4 protein-coding genes are annotated in these 3385 nt (G+C 68.9%); 1 reads left to right on the plus strand and 3 read right to left on the minus strand.

Annotated features, from left to right (window positions below):
• Nucleotides 1-329: 329 nt before the first annotated feature.
• On the minus strand, nucleotides 330-1337 hold the full coding sequence (locus M2271_RS42285) for a stage II sporulation protein M (RefSeq protein ID WP_280892793.1): 1008 nt from the start codon (nucleotides 1335-1337) through the stop codon (nucleotides 330-332).
• Between the two features lie 130 nt (nucleotides 1338-1467).
• Between M2271_RS42285 and M2271_RS42290 the strand changes: the two genes are divergently transcribed.
• Nucleotides 1468-2484, plus strand: coding sequence for an RDD family protein (locus tag M2271_RS42290; RefSeq protein WP_280892794.1), 1017 nt, complete (start codon nucleotides 1468-1470; stop codon nucleotides 2482-2484).
• 57 nt (nucleotides 2485-2541) lie between these two features.
• Here the strand turns inward: M2271_RS42290 and M2271_RS42295 are convergent, their stop codons facing one another.
• Together M2271_RS42295 and M2271_RS42300 are read right to left on the minus strand one after the other, a co-directional pair.
• Complete coding sequence (locus M2271_RS42295) at nucleotides 2542-3198, minus strand: hypothetical protein (protein WP_280892795.1); 657 nt, start codon at nucleotides 3196-3198, stop codon at nucleotides 2542-2544.
• Between the two features lie 94 nt (nucleotides 3199-3292).
• Nucleotides 3293-3385: adenosylhomocysteinase (locus M2271_RS42300; RefSeq protein ID WP_280892651.1), on the minus strand; the 93-nt coding region annotated here is incomplete at its 5' end.

Below are 3385 nucleotides of genomic sequence, written 5' to 3' on the forward strand. Positions count from 1 at the left end.
CTTCGGTCTTGCGTTTCCGACTCTATCAGATCGTTTTCCGATCCGATTTCCTCGGTGCTTTCCAGGTTCCCGCTCTCGCGTTTCCCTTTCCGGCGTTCCCAACATTATCAGAAGTTTTAGGCCGGACTGACCGGCGATCCATTTCCGATTGTTCGGGAAGGAGCTTCTTCGAAAACAAGGTTTCCAGAAGCTGACAGACACTCACTGTCACCGAGCCGGACGATACCGAGCTCCAGGCAACTGTTCAAATCTACCTCCCCAGTCGAGCCGTGTCAACGGCTCTCTTGGGGCGAAGGAGACAGTAGCAGTTCAGCGGAGGCATCCGCACATCAGGCGGCCGTCGGGACGGTGGCGCTGCGTTCGGCAGCCTCGACGTCGCCCGTGTCTCCGGCGCGGGCGGCGCGACCGCCCAGGACGAAGACGTAAGCGAGGAACGCCGACTCGGCCGCTATGCCGATGCCGATGCGGGCCCAGGTGGGCAGGCCGGACGGGGTGACGAAGCCTTCGATGGCACCGGAAACGAAGAGCACGAGTGCGAGGCCTATCGCCATGCCCACGGCGGCTCGGCCTTCCTCGGCGAGAGCCGACCGGCGGGTGCGCGGGCCCGGGTCGATCAGGGTCCAGCCCAGGCGAAGGCCTGTGCCGGCAGCCACGAAGACCGCGGTGAGCTCCAGCAGACCGTGCGGGAGGATGAGACCGAGGAAGGTGTCGAGACGTCCTGCCGACGACATCAGGCCGAAGCCGACTCCGAGGTTGAGCATGTTCTGGAAGAGGATCCAGAGCACCGGGAGACCGAGGAAGACGCCCAGGACCAGGCACATGGCGGCGGCTTGGGCGTTGTTCGTCCACACCTGAGCGGCGAAGGAGGCCGCTGGATGGCTGGAGTAGTACGTCTCGTACTCGCCGCCGGGCCGGGTGAGCTCGCGCAGCTCGCTCGGGGCCGCGATGGTCGCCTGGACCTCGGGGTGCGTCCCGATCCACCAGCCCAGGAGAGCCGCGACGACCGTGGACAGAAGGGCGGTGGGTACCCACCAGTGTCGCGACCTGTAGACCGCGGCCGGGAAGCCGTGCGCGAGGAAGCGAGTGACATCCCGCCACGAGGCACGTCGGGTGCCTGTCACAGCACTACGCGCGCGTGCCACCAGTTGACTGAGCCGCCCCGTCAGTTGCGGGTCGGGGGCGCTGGACTGGATCAGGGAGAGGTGGGTGGCGGTGCGCTGGTAGAGCCCGACTAGCTCCTCGGCGTCGGCTCCGCTGAGCCGACGCCGACGCCGCAGCAGGGCGTCCAGGCGGTCCCATTCGGCTCGGTGGGCGGTGACGAAGACGTCGAGGTCCATCGGTTTGCCTGCTCCTCCGCTGGTCGTCGGCGACTCGTCATGGATGTCAGCTTGTCGTACTGGGGCGCGATGCGCCTTCAGCTTGGCAGACTGCCCGTTCAGAGGGCAGGTCAGGGGAAGGGTGGCAGGCGTGAGTGAGCTGGTGACGGGCGAGGCGGTGGCGCTTGAGGTGCGCCCGGCGAGGCTGCCCAGCAGGGCGTTGGCGGTGCTGATCGATCTGGCCGTGGCCGTCACCGTGTACATCGTCGTGACGATCGTGCTGATGGCTTCCACCTCTTCTCTGGACGAGGCGGCGCAGGTCGCGTTGTCGATCGCCGCGTTCCTCCTGGTGCTGGTGGGCGGGCCGATAGCCGTCGAGACGCTCAGCCATGGACGTTCGCTCGGGAAGCTGGCGTGTGGATTGCGTGTGGTGCGGGACGACGGTGGGCCGATCCGGTTCCGGCATGCGCTGGTGCGGGGAGCGATCGGGACGGTCGAGATCGTGATGACGTTCGGGGTCGTCGCCTGTATCGCTTCGCTGGTGTCGGCACGGGGGCGCCGGCTCGGCGACGTCTTCGCGGGAACTTTGGTCGTACGGGAACGCCTGCCGGTCTCACAGGTGGGTTTCGTGCCCCCGCCACCGCCGTGGCTGTCCGGACGCTTCTCCGCGCTTGATCTGTCGGCGGTCCCTGACGGGCTGTGGCTTGCGATCCGCCAGTACCTGACGCGGATGCAGCAGTTGGACCCACAGGTCGGTTGGACCATGGCTCAGCGGCTCGCCGCCGACCTCGCCGCTCGCACAGGGGCCCCTGTGCCGCAGAGCGTTCCGCCGGCGGCCTATCTGGCTGCGGTGGTGCAGGAACGGCAGGCTCGGGAGGTCCGGCGGACCTTTGCCGCCGGTGCGGCCACGGTGGCGGGGGCACCGACGGATACGGGTACACGTGCTGGCTCGGGTGCCGACGCCGCTGTGCCGTCAGTCGGTGCCGGGGCTCAGCACGGTGCACCAGATACGTACGGGCCCCCGCCGGTCCCGCCTGCTCCTGCTCCTGCTCCTGCTCCTGCTCCTCAGCCTGCCGTGTATGTCACCGGAACTCCGGCTGCGGTCCCGCGGGAGGCGGCAGAGCAGTCCGGCGACCGTCCCAGCACCGGATTCGCGCCGCCCGCGTAATCTGCGGGGCCGCCGAAGCTGAAAGGCCGGCGCGAGCGCGTGGGTCGCCCGCACCCGCTACGCCCTCTCCGGCCCACCCCGTCCGCCGCACTCGGGCGAAGATCCGAATACCGACGGTGGCGAGTCGAGGTCCTCCAACTCGACGCCGGGAGCCGCGAGCACCACATCGCCGGCGATGTGCACGACGTGCTGCTCGCCCGTGTCCAGGTCTGTGACCTGGTACTCCTCCACGGTCAGGGGCCCGTTGTCAGTGGCGTGTGCTTCGATCTTCAGCAAGGCCCAGGACTGGTCCACCGTGCGCGGGGCGAGGACTGGGTCCGTGAAGGCGACGAGGCGTACGCGGGTGGCCGAGCCGGAAGGGGTGAGGCGCAGGAGACGGGCGGTGGCGATGAGGAATGCCGGGGATGTGCCGGTGAAGGCGTGGGCGCGCACGTTGCCTTCTGTGGCATGAGTCCCGGTGGGGTCCGTGCGAACCCAGGTGACGCCGTCGAGGGCGGCGCCGCGGACCTGCCAGCTCGCGGCGTGCAGTTCGAGGCGGATGGGGCGGCCGAGTTCGTCGAGGGTGAGGTCGACGGAGCCGCTGTGGTCGCCCGCGGGGGAGGTCAGTTGGGAGACGTAGCGCCAGCCGGAGGGGCCGGGGGCGCAGTGGAAGTGCTCTTCTGCGAGGGGGGTGTGATCGTGTGGATCGTGGAGCGAATAACGGCCGCGGGGCATCGGGGTCCTGGGGCTTGACGGGCTGGTCCGGCCGCGGTGGCCAAAGGGGCAGGCCCCCGACACGGGGGTGCGGGGGCCTGCCTCGGAGGACCTGTCAGTAGCGGTAGTGGTCCGGCTTGTACGGGCCGTCGACGTCGACACCGATGTACGAGGCCTGCTCGGGACGGAGCGTCGTCAGCCTGACGCC

This window comes from Streptomyces sp. LBL, from assembly GCF_029893585.1.
In the GTDB taxonomy this organism is placed as follows: domain Bacteria; phylum Actinomycetota; class Actinomycetes; order Streptomycetales; family Streptomycetaceae; genus Streptomyces.